Annotated in this window: 13 protein-coding genes and 1 pseudogene; 2 read left to right on the top strand and 12 right to left on the bottom strand. The window is 41.4% G+C overall.

The annotated features are described in order from the left end of the window. The first annotated feature begins 161 nt into the window (after positions 1 to 161). Positions 162 to 395 carry a type II toxin-antitoxin system RelB family antitoxin gene (gene relB, locus FFM57_RS06950; protein WP_137599784.1) on the top strand — a complete coding sequence of 78 codons (234 nt, stop codon included), beginning with the start codon at positions 162 to 164 and terminating at the stop codon, positions 393 to 395. Continuing rightward, a complete protein-coding gene (locus FFM57_RS06945; RefSeq protein ID WP_137599783.1) occupies positions 385 to 657 on the top strand; it encodes a type II toxin-antitoxin system RelE family toxin in 273 nt (90 codons plus the stop codon). Before relB ends, FFM57_RS06945 begins: the two co-directional genes overlap by 11 nt. Positions 658 to 843: 186 nt before the next feature. Here the strand turns inward: FFM57_RS06945 and FFM57_RS10050 are convergent, their stop codons facing one another. From FFM57_RS10050 to FFM57_RS06885, 12 genes and pseudogenes are all read right to left on the bottom strand, one after another. Further along, positions 844 to 1,092, bottom strand: coding sequence for a glycoside hydrolase family 95-like protein (locus FFM57_RS10050; RefSeq protein WP_371851249.1), 249 nt, complete (start codon positions 1,090 to 1,092; stop codon positions 844 to 846). A gap of 12 nt (positions 1,093 to 1,104) precedes the next feature. Next, positions 1,105 to 3,066: pseudogene (locus FFM57_RS06935) on the bottom strand (glycoside hydrolase family 95 protein); the annotation flags it as partial. A gap of 145 nt (positions 3,067 to 3,211) precedes the next feature. After that, entirely contained in the window at positions 3,212 to 4,993 is a 1,782-nt protein-coding gene (locus tag FFM57_RS06930; RefSeq protein WP_137599780.1) for a family 43 glycosylhydrolase, read from the bottom strand. Positions 4,994 to 5,112: 119 nt separating this feature from the next. Further along, positions 5,113 to 5,709, bottom strand: a complete 597-nt coding sequence (locus tag FFM57_RS06925) for a polysaccharide deacetylase family protein (RefSeq protein WP_170999921.1) — start codon at positions 5,707 to 5,709, stop codon at positions 5,113 to 5,115. 54 nt (positions 5,710 to 5,763) lie between these two features. Next, positions 5,764 to 7,047, bottom strand: a complete 1,284-nt coding sequence (locus FFM57_RS06920; protein WP_246023445.1) for a glycoside hydrolase family 27 protein — start codon at positions 7,045 to 7,047, stop codon at positions 5,764 to 5,766. Between the two features lie 31 nt (positions 7,048 to 7,078). Continuing rightward, the gene (locus FFM57_RS06915; RefSeq protein ID WP_170999920.1) at positions 7,079 to 9,436 is read right to left on the bottom strand and encodes a glycoside hydrolase family 127 protein; all 2,358 of its coding nucleotides are present in this window, start codon (positions 9,434 to 9,436) and stop codon (positions 7,079 to 7,081) included. Between the two features lie 99 nt (positions 9,437 to 9,535). Further along, positions 9,536 to 11,539 (bottom strand): glycoside hydrolase family 31 protein, encoded by a 2,004-nt coding sequence (locus tag FFM57_RS06910; RefSeq protein WP_137599777.1) that lies wholly within the window; start codon positions 11,537 to 11,539, stop codon positions 9,536 to 9,538. Between the two features lie 20 nt (positions 11,540 to 11,559). Continuing rightward, positions 11,560 to 12,393 (bottom strand): helix-turn-helix transcriptional regulator, encoded by an 834-nt coding sequence (locus FFM57_RS06905; protein WP_137599776.1) that lies wholly within the window; start codon positions 12,391 to 12,393, stop codon positions 11,560 to 11,562. A 29-nt stretch (positions 12,394 to 12,422) separates the two neighbouring features. Then, the gene (locus FFM57_RS06900) at positions 12,423 to 13,898 is read right to left on the bottom strand and encodes a GH39 family glycosyl hydrolase (protein WP_137599775.1); all 1,476 of its coding nucleotides are present in this window, start codon (positions 13,896 to 13,898) and stop codon (positions 12,423 to 12,425) included. Next, the gene (locus FFM57_RS06895; protein ID WP_137599774.1) at positions 13,882 to 15,450 is read right to left on the bottom strand and encodes a glycoside hydrolase family 43 protein; all 1,569 of its coding nucleotides are present in this window, start codon (positions 15,448 to 15,450) and stop codon (positions 13,882 to 13,884) included. Before FFM57_RS06895 ends, FFM57_RS06900 begins: the two co-directional genes overlap by 17 nt. 29 nt (positions 15,451 to 15,479) lie before the next feature. After that, positions 15,480 to 16,994, bottom strand: a complete 1,515-nt coding sequence (locus FFM57_RS06890) for a glycoside hydrolase family 43 protein (protein ID WP_137599773.1) — start codon at positions 16,992 to 16,994, stop codon at positions 15,480 to 15,482. A 35-nt stretch (positions 16,995 to 17,029) separates the two neighbouring features. Next, positions 17,030 to 18,142: a family 8 glycosyl hydrolase gene (locus FFM57_RS06885; RefSeq protein ID WP_246023443.1), complete on the bottom strand. Its 1,113-nt coding sequence runs from the start codon at positions 18,140 to 18,142 to the stop codon at positions 17,030 to 17,032. Positions 18,143 to 18,214 lie beyond the last annotated feature (72 nt).

Genomic DNA, 18,214 nt, shown 5'->3' with positions numbered 1-18,214 from the left:
CTAGAAGGAGGCGAGCCTTTGTGGCGATTGAACAAAAAAGTCTATAAAAATGTGTCCAAAATATTGACTTAAAACCATCTATCCGCTTCCTTAATATTGACGTACCTCAAATAAAAAGATACAATTGTATTAACAACGTTAGTACAACAGGAGGTCAAAAAATGTCACAATCTACAATTACCTTTAGAATCCCTGAAGAAGAAAAAGCTTTGGTGGCAGAGTACGCAAAAGCTCATAATGCTTCTCTTACTGAACTATACCGTAACGCTGTGTTGGAAAAAATTGAAAATGAATTAGACTTAAACACATTGCAAACAGCAATAAAAATTTCCACAGAGAACAAGGAAAAAGGAATTTCTCAAGATGAGATGGAGAAATTAATAAATGAACTATAGAGTTACGTATATGCCCCAAGCGCAAAAACAGCTAAAAAAGATGGATCGAAACCAGGCAAAAATAATCTTGGCTTGGATTAGAAAAAATCTTGAGAATATTGATAATCCACGACAACATGGGAAAGGTTTAGTAAGTAATCATAGCGGTGAATGGCGTTATCGCATTGGAAACTATCGCATTCTTGCCAATATTAAAGATGATGAGATTCGCATCGAAATCTTTTCCATTGGTCATCGGAGCATCATCTACAAAAGAAGTTAATCGCCAGCAATTAAACCCCACACATTGCAACATTCCTCAAAGACGACCTTTTAGCCGAAGGTAGGGAATGCTTATAATGTGTGGAGTTCTTTTTTTTAACTTAACATCCATTCTAAATTTTAGCGCTTGTACTAATTAAGAGCGACTTTGACTCTTGTTAGAACCTCAACAAAAGCAAAGTAATCTTTAACCTTGAACAAGACTAAGTGCCTCCTGAATACTTGCTTCTTTTAAAGTTCCCACTTTTTTATTTTTCACGTAAACGACTGTTGCTTGAGCTAAAGTTCCGTGAATAACAAGCGCGGTTAATTCGCCATTTTCCCATGCGATATCTAGACTAACGTTGCCGGGAATTCGGGCGCCTCTGATCGCGCCTTTAGGCCAAGCTTGAGGTAAAGCTGGCAAAATTTTTAATTTGCCATCATAGTATTGCACTAAGGCTTCCACGATTCCTGAGGTCAAGCCAAAATTGCCATCAATTTGAAATGGTGGATGATTGTCCAGCAAATTCGGCAGTGTAGATTCTTGAATTTGCTTCACGATGACCTCGTAACATTTTTCCCCTTCGCCAAAGTTCGCCCATAAATTGATTAACCAAGCTGCACTCCAACCCGTATGTCCGCCACCGTTTGCTAAGCGTCGTTCTAAAGAAACGCGAGCTGCGTGATATATTTCTGGCGTCTCATTTTTCAATTTGTGTCCTGGGAACAAGCCAAACAAATGAGATATGTGGCGATGCCCTGGCTCACACTATTCATAATCGTGATACCATTCCATCAATTGCCCGTATTTTCCAATTTTATGGGGTGGCAACTTCGGCAAGATTTCCTGAACTTTTAAAACTAACTGGCTATCATGCTCTGTTAGTTGACAGCCCGCCAAATAATCCGTAAATAATTCCCATAACAGTTGATTATCCATCGTTGAACCATAGCTGACGTACCCTGGTTCACCGCTTTTCGTCAAAAAACTATTTTCCGGCGATACAGAAGGATTGGTTACCATTTCTCCATTTGGCAGTTCCATTACAAAACCGGCCATAAAACATGCTGCTTCTTCTAGTAAAAAGAAATACTTAGCTAAAAATTCTTTATCCTGGGTATATTCATAATGGTGCCAAATATGCAAGCACAACCAAGCGCCACCAAAAGGCCAATACGTTGCTGGCAAATAATCATCTTGCGGTGCAGTATCGCCCCAAACATCAGTATTATGATGGGCGACGAATCCTTTTAAGCCATACATCGTTTCAGCCGTTTGCTGGCCATTGGGATACATGGTCAACAAATGATCAAATAAAGCCAGATGACATTCGGATAAACCTACTTTTTCAGCTGGCCAATAGTCCATTTCCGTGTTGATATTAATGGTGTACTTAGCATCCCAAGCCGGTAGCATCTCCTTATTCCAAATCCCTTGCAAATTAGCTGGCAAAGAACCTGGACGACTACTAGCAATTAAAAGATAGCGCCCAAATTGAAACATAATTTCAATTAAATAAGGCGAGACTTGCCCTTTTTGGGCATTAGCCAGCAAGGTTGGGACATCTGCTGTAGCAGTTTGACCCCCTAAGTCTAAGCTAACTGTTTGGTATAATTTTTGATAATCTTCGATATGTGCTGCTTTGATTTTTTCATAAGCTACGATATCAGCAGCACCTAAGATTTTTTGACAATATGCAGCGGGATCTTTTTGCCGATACGTCGTGGCAATTGTTGTATAAATCATCAACGTAGTAAACTCTTCAATCACTACATACTGCCGAACTAACTCCATTTTCCCATCCGTGACAATTTTCGCAAATTGAGCGTATTGGACTCCTCCATCGCTAGTCACTCCAGAAATTCCTAGTAAGATGCTATCTTCATTAGTTATGCTATAAAACTGATCATAAATTCCTCGTGAACGATTCAAATGCAGACGGAACTTCGTATTGCTTTTTTGGCTACTCGTCACGCAATAGGCCATTAACTGGGCCGGCTTACTAGCAAACATTTCTGTGTGATAGCGGTTTTCCCCCAATTGATAACTTTCAGTCACCACGGCTGTTGCTAAATCTAAGGTACGAACATAATCACTCACCTCACCATGAGAAAGATTGCGAATAAAAATATCCCCCGCCGGTTCGTAGTGTCGCTGAAATTCTGGCACACCAGTCAAGGCAGCTTGGATTAACTCTTCTGCTGCCCGTGTTTTTTCAGCTAAAATTAGTTGTCGAATTTTCTCTAAATTTTGTTTGGCAGCCGGATTATTGCGATTGCGAAATCCCCCCTGCCATAAGGTGTCTTCATTGCACTGAAGATGGGTATTTTCTGGATTCCCCATAATCATCGCTCCTAAACGACCATTGCCGATGGGTAACCCTTCATTCCAGTCTTTTGTTGGCTGTTTAAAAATAATTTTTGGCATCTTATTTCATCTCACTTTTTTAAAATAGCTAGCTTATGATACGTTAATTAGCAAAAATGCCCTGTTTGTTTCTACCAAATGAGTAGAGCAACAGGGCATTGGGATACGAATTACTAATGGTCACTAATTTTCTAGCACCAAATTTTTAATGTAGCGTCACCTTGGTGGCCACGATGGTCAGTTCCGGATTCAGGTCTTTTTCTTCTGTAACATCTAGTACCGGTTCATCATCAATATCAAAATGAACACGACGGATTCCTGAACTTCTAGGCGCCGAAATTCCTGGTCGCGCGTGATAGGTATTCCAAACGTTTCCCTCTTCATCGGTGACGTAGGCATTATGCCCCGGTCCATACTCCCCTTCAACATTCAAAGAAGAAAGCAAAGGATAATTATTTTTCACCCAATTTTGAGGATTGAGTAGCTCTAAGTCAGCGTCAATCGTTAACAAACCCACACAATAAGTCGCGTCTACCGCCGCACCTGAATAAGTTAAATATATTTTCTTGCCACGCTTCAAAGAATAAGGTCCTTCCACCACGAAGGTATGATTATTTTCCCAGTCATATGTTGGTTGCGCTAAGACAATGGGATCGGTAATTAATTTCCACGGTTTTTTGCCATCTATTTCGGCGATATATAACCACGCCCCCAAATCATCAGGAAAAAGTTGGCGTTGGGACCACACCACAAAATGTCGCCCTTTATTTTGAATCACCGTCATATCTAAAGTAATCCCTCCTTCAATTAAAGGGGAATTGTCCTTTTTCACTACGCGCCGCGGTACTTCCCAATCACTTTTCAGCATGGGATTCCCGTTTTCTTTCAGGCGCATCACGTGGGATTGTTCATTTTCAAACTTAGCTGGCGTTGCGGCATGAAAAATACAAAGACGACCTTCAATGATATGAAATTCTGGCGCCCAAAGGAGATTTCCAATATGGTCATACATATCGCTATCTAAAATCTTAATTTCTTGAGCCGTGACTAATTCTGGAATAGTCTTTCCTCGTCTAATGGCTAGACTGTGATTGTGGTCGGTATCATTTGTGGCAATAAAATAATAATATCCTTGCCACTTGCCTATACAAGGATCAGCGCGATCACAAGCAATCGGAAACGGATAGTGGTCCTGGTGAACTTTCCCCTGCACGTTGTACACCCCTGAGTCATCGGGCAAACTGTTTTCTGTAAACCAATCCACATTTTTGTTCACAATCGTGCCATCGCTATATGTTGCGGTTACTTTCACGTTAGATAACTGTGCTAAAGATTCTAAGTGCACCGCTTGCGGATATTCGTTTTCCACGTGACGAGGCGTGGTCAATTTTTTCGATAAATAATTGCCTAATTCCGTGCTTATTTCCAGGCTATTTCGCGGCAGAGCGCCTTCAATTGCGGTCTTTGGTGTTGGCGTGTCCCAAGAGACCAGCTTTTTTCTAGGAAGAAGTGTCGCGTCCCGTTCAGCTAAAGAGGCTAAGGACAAACTAAAAGCGGACCCGTCTTCTTCTTGCCAAGAAAGTAAAAAAGAACCTGCTTGATACGTAGCTTGGATATCCTGAAGATAATTATCACTAATTTTAAGGAGTGGCAACTCTGTATAATGAACAAAGTCGCTGGTGGTAAAGGGCACCACGGCGCCTTTACTTGCCTCATCTTTCGTGCCATCCGCATTTATCCGAATTGCCAAGACGAAAAATGTTTCATCTTGTTGAACAAGCCACGGCTTAAGGAGGGATTTGGCGGTTAATTTACCTTGCCCATCGGCAGTAGCTTCCACAAATAAAACACCAAAATTATGATTTAAAGGCACAAAATCGGCTGCTCCTTTTTCCTTTAAAGCTAAGTGCATACTCCAGGCTAATTTTTCACTATAAAGGTCTGTTGCTAGTGCTTGACGTTGGTAACACAATAATTCGTAACTCAAAATATTCTCTCCTTTACTTCTACACACTTTCCATCCAGTGCTACCTTACTTTTAAGATTAGTCCTTGAATAAGACTACCTTTCGTTTTAAAAAAACAGTTAAAAGCTGTTGGCTACTGATTAGTTGGTTACTTTGATGCCGGTTATCGCCGCACTTTCAAGACTGAGTAATTCCGCTACCGTTACAAAAGTTACCCCGGCTTCTTTTAAGGCGTGAATGATTTTTGGCAAAGCTACCACCGTTTCTTTTTTAAAACAATGCATCAAAATAATCGCCGGAAACGTCACCTGTTGCGTAGCGGCTGCAAAAATTTCTTCAGTGGTGCGTCCCTCCTGCCAATCTTGAGTATCGATACTCCAAGTAACTAGATTTTTCCCGATTGCTTCCCAATTTTCACGATTGAAATTTCCATAAGGGGGCCGTAAATAGTTACTTACACAGCCGGTGGTTTGAAATAAGGCGTCATCCCCTCGGCGAACCTCAGTGCGAACTTCTTCCTTAGACAACGTCGTCAAGTCGGGATGTGAAAAAGTATGGTTGGCAATTTGTTGTCCGGCCTGTTGAACTTTTTGCACCACTTCAGGATATTTTAAAATGTTTTCCCCGATAAAAAAGAATGTTGCCGGTACGTCTTCTGCTTGTAAAATTGTTAATTTTTTCTCCGTATAAAGAGGATGTGGTCCATCATCAAAAGTTAACGCAACATATTTATTCATTTTTCCCTCCATCAAATTTGTCCTTTTTAACCTTTCCGCCAATTGGCCGGTGGTTTACAAAGAAATCAGCAAGGCGCCATGGGGGGCCACCTTTTTTTCTTTCAGTTGAATGTCCTTTTTTTCCCACAAGCTATGAACAGTTCCTGGCTTTTTCAATATTGAGTCCGCTAAAAAAGTGGGCACGTTCTTTTCTTCAGCACTCACATTAAAAATGGCTACATATTCTCTTTCAGGACTTGTCCCCCGCCAAACAATCCACTCTTCATCGCGGTAATACTGACGACGGTACGTGATGGTACGATGCATTGTTAAAACTTCTTCATTGGTCAACAAACTTAAGGTAAACGGATCAATATCCGGCAAGGTTCCGCCGTACATTAAGGGAGACTGGAAAATAGTCCACAGAGACATTAAGGTATATTGCTCATCCTTTGTAAAACGAGTCCAATTATCACCCCCGCCGCCATCAGATGCTCGCAGCCCAAGATGACCTAAAGGGAGCATATCACAATCTGGCCAGTTTCCCGGCCGCACATAAGGTGCCCATTCTTTACAGCGGTCAAACATGACATATAACGATGCCCAATGGTCCCAAAAATCATCTGTCATCCGCCACATATTGGCTTGCTCTTGCAAAAAAGAACCGGCGGCGACTTGGGCTGGTCCTGGAGATAAAGATAAGACGATTGGCCGGCCTACTTTTTGAATAGCTTTTTGCAGGGCAGAAATTTCTTTGCGATGGGGACCTCCGTAAAGATAAGAATTTGCGATATCATCCACCTTAATGAAGTCAACGCCCCATTCAGCATAAAGCTCGATTAAAGAATCATAATACAATTGGCCTTCTGGCAAATCGACATTGACCCCGTACATATCCGAATTCCAAGGACAAATATTATTTAAAGCAATATCGCGAGCTCTTTTTGCGGTCCCTTTAATCGGCGTATTTTGATGCACAGCTTGGCGGGGAATCCCCCTCATGATGTGAATGCCAAATTTCAACCCTAAGGCGTGGATATCCGCGGCTAAAGCTTTAAATCCTACCCCATTAGCTGCACTAGGAAAACGATTTTCCGCTGGGATTAAACGGGAATATTCATCCATGTTTAATGGATAAAAAGCATTGTAGCGGCTTGAAGTAGCTTGAGGTTCTGACCATTGAATATCCACGACCACATATTCCCAACCGTATTTTTTTAAATGTTGACTCATAAAATGAGCGTGGGCGCGAACTTCTTCTTCCGTGACGGAAGCGCCATAACAGTCCCAACTGTTCCAGCCCATGGGAGGGGTGGGGGCAAATTTAAGATGATTTAACTGGTTAATTTCCGGCGACATTTTTTCCCTTCTCTCTTTAAATGAAAAGCTTTTAACTAAACAGCGCTATTTGATAAATTTCTGGGCTCTTGTGCCCGTCAATCCCGGTAAACAAAACCTCCAGCGGGGATTCATTTTGCAGTTCAGGGGGAATAGCAATTTTTACTTGGGTCAGTTCTTCTTGATTGGCCGCAGCCTCCATGATTTTAGTAAATTTTGCATCATGGTTAAAAACAACTTTCACGGCTGTGTTGGGAATAGTTGCTCTTAAAAGGAGCGTCATTTTAGTGAGCCGTTGATTTTTAGGAGGCGTAAAGACATAACTAAACCAGCCATTTTCTATACTCTGGCGATAACGTTCCCCCCCCTTTTCTCCTATTTTGCTAGCTTGATATTTTAAACGAAAGGCATATTCACTATTGTTGCCATCAAAATTACTCAATTCTATCAGGGGCATGGGTGACTTTTCAGTGCTTTTGGCCGTGATATCCGCAACATTGGTGGTGGTCTGGAAATAAATACCATAGCGTTGGTCATGAAGTTCATAATAAGGGGTAAAGGTCAGTGCAGGTGTGAGGTGGTTCGTTTTAAAAGCCAATAACTTTCCCGGAAGATTTACCAAATGTAAATGTTGGGTAATGGTGGCCACATCTCCTTGTTCTAACAACAATTGTTCTGGCAAAGAAGCTAGCTTGGTGGCGGCCCGAACCAAAATGCCATTGGGCTGGTCCAAGTTCACCTTTTCTTTCCCCAATTCAGCAGCTAACACATAAGGACCATACTGAAAGGCTAGATAATGAGGATTGTCGAAAGTGCTATTGACAGTTAAAGCTAGCGTCAAATCTAGTTGCCATTTAGAACCGTTTTTAATCACAAAATTAGGCACAATAAAACCATGTTGTAAGTTCGCCTCTTCTTTTTTGCCATTAATTTTTAAAGACCAAGCTTTATTCCAGTCCGGCAAACGAAAAGCAAGTTTAAAAGGAATTGTCGGGTAACGCGGATCTAAGGGTTTTACACTAAAGGAACTGCTTCCCTTTGGACGATTGGTTTGTTGTAAAAGTACCGCATTATATGCCGGTAGGGTTAGTTCATTGGAAAAATACAGATTGACATAAATAATGCCGTTTTCTTCATAATAATAAGTGTCGGCCAGCTTGGAAAAACTCTCAATGCCCGTTCCCGTGCAACACCAAAACTCATCAAAGGGGCGGTTGTAAACTTTATTGTAGCCGGCTCCCATCGGTTGGAAATACATCATCATGCCATTTTTCGGGTTTTGCGCAGCCAAAATCGCATTGATATACACTTTTTCGTAAAAGTTTAAATATTTCACCTCTTTGGTTACTTCATACAAGCCTCGTGAAAGCTTCAGCATATTGTAGGTATTACACGTTTCACACGTACATTCGCCGCCTTTTCCAAAAGCATCATGAAACAATTCCTCTGGTTGATGAAAATGTTCCCCTTGGGAGTTGCCGCCAGTGCAATAACTATGCTGCGTCACCACGAGTTCCCAAAAATTTTTCGCTGCTTGTAAATAAAGCGGTAGTTGCTGAATTTCAGTAGAGGTTAAATTTTTTTGCGCTTCGCTAGTTTGCAATACTTGATAGCGTTTTAACGCGCCCGTCAACTTAGGAATCGTAGTGTTGGCGTGTTTTCCTGGCAAAATATCTTGCTTTAAAGCTAATTTTTCAAATAAAGAAACTTCATCAAAATAACTAGCGGCCTCAGCATACTGATAATTTCCCGTTAGCTGATACAAACGATATAAAGCTTCATTCATGCCCCCGTATTCCACCGCCAACATTTTACTTTTATCTTGGAGTTTCGTCAGTCGTAGGTAAATATAAGTCCCAAATTCTTGCGCTACCTTTAAAGCGAGCTTACTTAAGGCTTGGTCTTTGAGCCAAGTGTGTTCGCTAATATCTAGTAACCCTGCTAATATTTTGTGTAAGTTATACCAAGGCACTAGACAGTTCTCTTTTTCCTTTTCGGGAACGCTTTTGCCTTCCACTTCGTCTAGGGCAACTTCTCTAAAAGCGGAGAGATAGCCTTTACTTGCCGGATGATTTTTCCCATATGCTTCTTGAATTTCTGCTAAACTCGTGATGGCCAGCTTCATTTTTGCTAGGAGTATTTTCTTTATTTTTTCATCATGGGTACTTTGAAAGGCTAAAGCGCAAGCTGACATAAAGTGTCCAAAAAAATGTCCGCGAAAATTTACTTGATCACTCCGTTCCCATCCTTGATAACCTTCAGCAGTCAAAGGTGGGAGTTGGGCTACTTGATAAAATTCGAATAAAAACATTTTTGGATCTAAACTTATTAGATAGTGTTCTAACTTTTCTTGCGCATTTTTGACATACGCGTCCTGGATGACAATTTGAGAAGTAGCTATCGCTTTCATGATCATTTCCTCTATTTCTGACAATTCATTTATGGTAAAAAAGTCTGCTGAATATCTTGATGATTTTTTGATAACTTGCAAAAGGCGGCAGCAAGGGCGTTAAATTTCCCCAATCAAATAGCTTTGACGACCTTCTCGTAAAAAGATGGGTAAAGTCTCTATGGCGGCGGAAGCTTCTATCCATTGACCACCAGTTAAAACTTCGCCGGTTCGAGCATCTGTCCAGTGGGTGTCTTTGGGTAAGTACACTTTTCTTTTTCTGGCGCCTGCTTCCACGACAGGGGCGACTAAGAGGTCACTGCCAAACATGTATTGATCTTTTAAATGCCAACAAGTTTCATCTGCTGGAAACTCATGAAACATCGTCCGCAATACCGGTTGACCTTCTTTGTGAGCTATTTCCATCAGCTGGCGCGTATACCCTCGCATCTTTTCCCGGATATTAATGAATTTTTTCATAATTTCAAAATTTTCTGGGCCGTAACTCCAAATTTCATTTTCAGCCCCACTCCATTCAGCAGCTTCTCCATCTGCTTTAAAAACTTCATGATGAGGATGGCGACTGCCGTGAATTCTCATGACGGGACTAAAGGTGCCATATTGGAACCATCTGATTAACAGTTCTTGAAAGTGCGGGTCGTGAATATTTCCATTGTGAAAGCCACCAATATCTGTGGTCCACCAAGGGATGCCGGCAATCCCCATTTGTAAGCCCGCCACAATTTGATTTTTAAAATCTTGATAGGTGGAATGAATATCCCCTGACCACACTAAGGCCCCATATTGTTGGCTGCCCACCCAAGCGCAGCGCACTAATTTAATCGTCGTTTCCCCAAAATCCTGATTCTCTCCTTTAAAAAATCCCTTGACGTACTCTCGTGGATACAGATTACTTTTTTGTAACGCACTACCAAGATAATAGCGATAAACATCAAAGTCATAGCTACTAAATTCCGGTTCCGCTTCATCTAACCAAAAAAGCTTAATTCCCTGTTGGCGATAATTCTTTTTAATTTTTTGCCAGACGTATTGGCGAGCTTGGGGATTAGTGGCATCGTAAAAAACATTATTCCCCAGAAAAATCATCTGGACATCTAAGCCATGAGCACTTTCCACCAAAAATCCATTGGCCTTCATCTCTGCAAAGTTTTCACTGCGGACATCAATTTGGGGCCAAACTGAAACCATTAATTCGATGCCATACGTTTTGCATTCCGCGGCCATTTCTTTTACTTTTGGGAAAAATTGTTCATCAAAACGAAAATCTCCACAACGGGGCCAATGATAATAATCAATGACTAAGACATCAATTTTAATTCCTAATTCATGGTATTTTCGAGCAACCTTCAGCACTTCTTCTTGATTTTCGTACCGCAGCTTACATTGCCAAAAGCCTAGACCGTATTCAGGCATCATGGGAGTGCGCCCGGTTACTGCGGAATATTGCGTTTCAATTTCAGCAGGAGTGCTGCCGCTAGTTACCCAATAATCCAGTTGTTTCGTACTATCGGCGCGCCATTCCGTTGTATTTTTCCCAAAAGAAACGCTGCCAATCGCTGGATTATTCCATAAAAAACCGTATCCTTGACTAGATAGATAAAAAGGAATCGAAGCTTGGGAATTACGATGGGCCAGTTCTAAATTGCAGCCTTTTAAATCGAAAATGTCTTGTTGATATTGCCCCATACCATAAATTTTTTCTTGCGGATTACTCCAAAAAGTGGCGGTTAAGCGTTGGTCGCCCCCAATTTGTGGACGGAAGTGACGGCTACGACGATTTAACGCCCCGCCGCCATCCATTTCTTCTAGTAAGAGTTGGTCCGTTTCATCATAAAATGAAATTCTGCCCATGTGATTAAACCAGCCGCGAAAATCCACGAAAGCTTTAATTTTACCGTTTTGAATGGTGGCCGTATCCTCTTGTAAACTAATTTCAGGAGTCTGAGGAGTTGGTGCCGGCATTAGTCCTGCGCTACTTAAGTCTAGCGGGCCATTGGGGGTACTAATCACCCGTAAACTATTTTTTCCCCAGGCGATAATCCGCACCCGCTCATTGTCGTGTTGAAATTCTAAAAAATCTGGTCCTTGTCTAAAAATCGCCATCGTTTTGCTCCTTACGGAAATTATTTTTCCTTGGTTTTATTTGGTTCATGAGGCTGCTCTTGTTGGGCGCAGCAACATTCTTCTTGCTTAGCTTGGTCACGAAATTCTTTCGGCGTGCGCCCCATAATTTTTTTGAAATTACGATTAAAGCTGCGGACATTTTGAAATCCTGAACTATCGGCAATCGTCGTCACGGTTTGATGCGTATTACTTAATAAGTAGCAGGCATAGTTAACCCGCGCATGATTTAAAATATTAGGAAAAGAATTATCAAAATTCGTCGAAATAATCTTTGAAACGTGAACATCACTGTACCCTAAATGTTCACTTAATTGTTTCATGGTTAAATTCTCTTTAAAGTGCCCTTCAATATATAAAATAATTTGGGTCACAATTTGTTTATTATCGTTGGAAGGCACAAAAATCGTGCTTTTTTCAGCAATGCTTAACAATTCATACAAGGCCGCTTTCCGCTCATAGAGGGAGGAGGTTTCAAATAAACTGGGAAACAAACGCTGATACCTTTTTTTCTTCAAAGAAAAAATAGGATTTTCAAACTTTACGCCTCCTAATTTGGCATAAAAATCTTCGATAAATTCTGGTGAAAAAACTAAAACATCCAATTGGGAATATTCTATGGTCATAATTTCATGAGGTTGATAAGGAAAAATTAAGGCAAATTCTTCAGCCTGTAAGGTAAACTTTTTTTGATTAATTGAAAGTGTCGTCTCACCTTGACGACAATATAAAAACTCAAAGCAGCGATGTAAATGTTCCGGATATCTTAAGGATTCCGGATGATAGGCTTGAAAGTCTAGTCGCTCACCACTATGATGTCCTTCTAATTGCATCATGAAATCCCCTCCATTTCAATGTTCCGCTACTACACTAAACCAATTTTTTCTGCGTCAAAGCCGCGATCTGGCTGAGTAGCAATCGCCTTTAATTCAAAGTAACAAACACCATAGGGCGGGAGTGCGATCGTCAGCATTGCGCTTTGCAATCTTTGACTCTCCACCCGTGGTTGTGCTGCCAGTTGCAATAATTTTTGTTGGCCAGGCGTCAAACTACGAGGTTGTCCCAAATCGTGCCAAACTTTTAAGGGATTGCCACTTTTTTCATCGACAATTTCTGCTACAAAACTATATTCTTGACTACTTTCTGGTATTGAAAAACATTTGGTGCGTTCTGTTGGACTATAATTCCACGCTACGCCACGATAACCAGTATCCGTTTTAACGAGCACACAGGTCTCATCTTGGTAAATCGCTTTTCCTTGTAAGCGTTTAAAAAAGGCGAAAGTCCAAAAAGTCGGTTTAGGAATGTTGCCGTTAGCGACTAAACCAAAGCCACCATGAAAAGGAGTAAAAGGCACTCCCTGTTCTTCAAACACATCGCCAAAGGTCCAATAAGAATAAGAAGCACTAGTTTGCCCCAAGACCGCCAATAATTGAGCAATATACGCAGCATTTTTCACAGTATCGTGTAAAGGTGTATCTGGACGATAAGAGGTGTTAAATTCCGTAATATGCATGGGTAAGCCCCTAAACGCTGGAAAAGAATCGATAATTTTTCTAGAAGTTGTAAGTTCCTGTAAGCTTTCTTCTGGTGCGCGTAAAGCCATGTAGGAATAATGCCCACACGTTTCCGGCGCTGATACCGTATAAAAATGGCGGGTTACTGCATCTAAGGCAATTCCTTGTTGCTGACAATACTGTAAAAACTCCCGGAGCCAGCGTTCGTCATCGACACCACAAATCGCCGGTCCTCCCACTTGAAAGCGGGGGTCTACTTCTTTAACCGCTTTAAACGTTACGGAAAATAATTTAAAGTATTCTGCCATATCAGCCTCTTGCCAAAAGCCAGCTAAGTTAGGTTCATTCCAAACTTCAATCGGCCAAGTGAAGACTTCTTGTCCATACCGCTGAATTAAATGTTGTAAAGTAGCCGTCACCAACTTTTGCCAGTTGCGATAATCTTTAGGAGGGGTCACATTGCCTTGCCAATAAAAAACCGTTTGTGAGCCACTAGCCAGTTGTTTAGGCATAAAGCCCAACTCTAAAAAAGGGCGAATGTTCAATTTCAGATAGGCATCCATCACGCGATCCAAATAAGTAAAATTATATTCTGGAACGGTTTCTCCTTGTTCATTCACATACTCATGATAAATGGCCATCCCTTCTGAAAAAAGACCATGTCCGCGAATATAACGAAAACCAATTTCAGCTTGCACTAAGGCTAGTTGTTTTAAATACTCTTCTTGTAAAGCTAAATCCATCCGCCCAGTACCCACACAAAAATCTACTTGGTTACGAAAAGAAATGGTTTGTTCATCTTGAATGTTAATTATTTTTTCCATCGATAACTTCTTGCTCCTCTCCGGTATTTTCGTATTGAAATTGTGAAAATGCGGCAAAACCACCGATTTGTTGCGTACTATAACAAAATAACCCTAAGCGACACCCACAAAAATGATCCATCTTAAAGGCTACCGGATGCTCAATCCCCAGTTGCTTAAAGGTTCCGTCTGTTTGATAGAAAAAGCTCGTCACGTCTTTCATCTGAGAAAAATTGGCGCGAACTTGCAAGGTCACAAGGGGACTGAAAAGCCTAATGCGTGCCTGCTCTTTACCTGCATGCTCATCTAGCGGCAAACCTTGTAAACTAAATTCGGTTAATTCTCGGGATTTCATAACTAAATAATATTTTCCTTGGTCCTTGGTGACCCCAATCCAGCCGTAAGCACCTTGTAAAACAGCTAAACCGGCAAAATCGCCTTCTTGTAAACCTTCAGCATTTAACGTCACTTGCGCCTGACAAGTAGGAAAAGTCATCCGTTGCGTTAAAGTATTTTGACTTTGGGTCAAATTTTCAGTTATTTTTTGCGGTTTAATAAGATAGCGCTGCTTTTTATTATCTAACGTGTAGCCAGCGGCATTAGGCTCATGATTAAACTGCCATTGGGGAGCAAAGCCATATGGCGTAGCGTAAATGTGGTCAAAGCTATCGCTCCCAATTAAAGGTTGTAAACTAGTGGAATGTTTAGCAGTGGGGGTCGGAAAACTTTTCGGAATCTTTCCGGCCGCACCAAATACCGGAAAATGATTTTCAAACTGGACCGGCACTAAAATAGGAAGTCGTCCCACTGCTCCGTGGTCTTGAAATAAAATGGCATACCACTTGCCGTCAGGTGTAGCGACTATTCCACCTTGGGCAACACCTTGTTGACAATAGTTACGGTCATCTACGAGGACATCCCCCCCGGAAAAAGTCCCGGTTAAAGAATCAGCAACAAAACAGGCTTGGGTTCTAAACCAACGCTCTTTTAAAGAATGAATGAAAAAAGCATAGTAGTAGCCGTCAATTTTATAAAGATGGGCTCCTTCATACCCTAAATTAGGGTTGTCCTGGTCGGAAACCAGTAGGCGGTGCAACCCACCTTTTTTAGGACCGGTTAACTTTTCATCCAACTCAGTTAGCCAAATTTCCCGATTGCCATAGACTAAAAAAATCCGTTCTTTATCAAACAACAAGGAACAGTCGTGATAAAAACCCGCAATTATACTTTTTTTCCACGGCCCTGCGATTTGCTTACTTCGATAAAGATATGTTTTTTTGGTATCATTGGCGACAAAAATCACGTAAAACATTCCTTGATGATAACGCAATGTGGCGGCCCACATTCCTTTGCCGTAAATATTTGCTGTTTCTGTCAGCTGTTGAGCGGGTGTACTATCTATACGATCGTAAACAAAAGCCGCATGTTCCCAGTGTAGTAAATCCAGCGAGCGTAAGATTTCCCCACCTGGCATAAAATGCATGGTGGTGGTAATCATATAATAGACCTCCCCTACCCGAATAACATCAGGATCCGGATAGTCTAGAGGAATAAGGGGGTTGATCTTTTTCATCTTGCTGCCTCGTTTCTTTGCGTCCAGTCTCATTCCAAATCTAAGTAACTTACTTCCACATAATCCCTGTCATGAGGGGAAGTCGTATAGACACCTAAAGTACAGCCCACAAAGCCCCCGGCCACTTCCGTACTTAAATAATGGACATCAACATTTTCAGCCACGACTAGGCGTTGACTACTACTTTCGACTAAAGCTTTCACAAGTTGTCCGGCACCAATAAGTTTTAAGGTAAGCTCTTGTTCCGCTAAAGAAACCTCGCCAATAACTTGTTCCACTCCTTGAATTCGAGTAATGAGGCGCACCAGTTGTTTATTTTCTTTTGGTGTTACCGTTAAGCGTAAGGAGTAGGTATCGCTTTGTAAAATGACTAAACCTGCTTCCCCCGCTGTTTGTCCTGCTAAATTAAGATGTACTTGGCAGCAATAGTTCATGCTTTGTTGCCGCAATCCTAAATAACTAGGGGAAACAAGCTGGCCAATGGTTGCTTTGGTGGCAAAAAGTTTTAATTTCCCCTCAGGTGTAAACTGATAATTTTCTTCATAGGGATTCCGTAAAAATAGAAATTCTGGTAACAATTTTTCAAAAGTAAAATGTGTTCTTTTCTCTACGGGAACCAAAGGCAAATCATGCTCTTGCGTTTCTAATAAACGACCTTCACCGGGATTCACTACCGGCCAGCCATCTTCCCACTCAACTTTGGCCAAAAAAGTCTCTCGTCCTAAATTACTGTACCCATTGAAATCTCTACTAGCTAAGCAAGTCATGTACCACTGGCCATCAGGGGTAGAAACTAAGTCACCATGCCCGACATTACGGACAGGATAGACCTTGCCTAAGTGACGATGCGTTAAAATAGGATTATTTTTATTTCCTTCATAAGGGCCGTCTATTTGCTTACTACGGGCAATCGTTACACAATGGTTAAAGCCCGTCCCACCTTCAGCAATCATTAAATAATAAAATTGATCTTTTTTGTATAAATGCGGTCCTTCTGGCCAAATGACCTCCCGTAAAGCCCCTTGCCAAATTTTCGTGCTGACCCCAATCAATTGTTTCGTCTTTAAATCTAGTTCTTGTACCCAAACTTCCCAGTCCCCATTATAACGAACACCTTTAGGACGTGGGCGCGTCCCCACGTAATAGCAATGCCCATCATCGTCAAAAAATAAACTAGGGTCAATGCCAGGCGCATTATCGAGAAAATAAGGTTCTGACCATGGACCTTTAGGATTAGACGCCGTGACAAAGAAGTTTCCTCCGTGAGTCACGTTTGTGGTAATCAGGTAAAAAAGCCCATCATGATAACGAAGACAAGGAGCAAAAATACCTTGTGAATGACTACTTTGTTCTAAATTTAGTTGTTCTTTACGTTCCAATACATTCCCTATTTGTTGCCAGTTCACTAAATCTTTACTGTGGTAAATTGGCACCCCAGGAAAATAGGCAAATGTCGAAGTGACTAAATAATAATCTTCCCCCACTCTACAGACAGAAGGATCAGGCGAAAAGCCCGCCAAAACAGGATTTTGAAATGTTGCCATCTAAAAAAACCTCCACGATTTTATTGGATACTACTTTAAAACATTTTATAATTGCCGCTTAAACCCAAATAGGAAAACGCGTAGAGAAAATTATCATAATAGCGCCGGACTCCCGTGCGTAGCGGTGTCTGCCAAAATTCAGCAACAAATTGTTGCGCATATGGCCCTTCAGGAATTGCCGCTGAGGCACTAGCTAACGTTGCTAATAGTCCTACTGGATGCAAAACTTCCTCCCCAGTATTTTCTCCTGCCACCGTATAAATAAAATTTTCTTTGCCTTTAGCCGTAGTGGCAAAAAATTCCTGTAACTTAGTGAGGCGTTCCTTTAAAACATCATCGCCGCCAAACCACTGACTATCCACCGCGACGTTTAAAGCAGTACGATAAGCGTCACTGAAAAAGTGCGGATGATTGCGCTTATCAAAAACCGGCGTACCATCATAGTGGCCATATTCCGGACTTAACCCCGTTTTTTCATTCATGGCTTTTTTCAAATACTCGCGACTAGCAAAAGCTGCTTCCGTCCAAAACTTGCGATCCTCTTCATTGGCATATAGAGCAAACTGTTGATAAAAATGGGGACAATGGTACGAAGGGTCAGTGAAGTCGACTTCTGGGATAAATTTAATTAATTTATTTTCGCGATTCCACATCGGTAACCCCGCATAGCGTTCACCTTTATGCACACAATAGCTTAACAAATTCTGCGCTTCTTGACTGTAGTTAAAAATTCCTTCGCCGTTCCCCCAACGATTTCTTGCAAAAAATAAAGACAAGGCAAAAAATTCTTCCCCATCAGGCGCCGGACCGTAAGAATTTTTTTGCCCATCAGGACTTACTGACCACGCAAAATAATGGGCGTGAAAACCATTCTCCAGATACATATATTTTTTCACCCAGCCCCATAAGCGATCAAAAATATCTTTACGATCGTATTCAACTGCTAGTAACATCGCATAAGACATTCCCTCTGTTCGCACGTCGTCATTGCCCGTATCCAACACGTAGCCTAACTCAGGGTCTTCTTCATAGTAAACTTTCTCGGGGCCTTCAAAAATTTCATACCAAATTAAATCTTTTTTCCTTTGAATTTCTTCTGCCGGATAGCCGTATTCTAAAAAAATATTGCGATATCTCCCCATGACCATCTACCCTTTCTCTTACTCATTTTTTTTAGCTTTAAGAGTTAGTTTATCTAACAAACTAACTCTATTACAAAA

Origin of the sequence: Enterococcus nangangensis, assembly GCF_005405245.1 — a bacterium.
Lineage (GTDB): Bacteria > Bacillota > Bacilli > Lactobacillales > Enterococcaceae > Enterococcus_J > Enterococcus_J nangangensis.
Note: the sequence above shows the minus strand (reverse complement) of the source record. Positions and strands in the feature narration are given on the sequence as shown.